Consider the following 322-nt stretch of genomic DNA (forward strand, 5'->3'; position numbering starts at 1 on the left):
CGACGTCGTTCCCCTCGTCCGGCGGCGAGGTGAAGGCCTGGACGCCGTCGGACTGGGTGCGGGCCGGCATGCCGACCTGGAAGCGGCTCTGCGACCCGGTGGCGACGCGGCTGTCCTCGGCCTGGGTCGAGGGGCTGCCCGAGGAGGTCCGCGGCGCGGCGGGCCCGATGCTGGGGATGCTCGGCAAGATGGGCGGGATGGCGTTCGGCAGCCAGCTCGGCCAGGGCCTGGCGCAGCTCGGCAAGGAGGTGCTGACCTCCACCGAGCTCGGCATCCCGGTCGGCCCGGAGCGCACCTCCGCACTGCTGCCCGAGGCCGTCGC

1 protein-coding gene is annotated in these 322 nt (G+C 75.5%); it reads left to right on the forward strand.

All coding sequences use genetic code 11. The features are described from left to right. Window positions 1-322: zinc-dependent metalloprotease (locus tag DBV35_RS29670; RefSeq protein WP_205648961.1), on the forward strand; the 322-nt coding region annotated here is incomplete at both ends.

This window comes from Acuticoccus kandeliae (assembly GCF_003073115.1).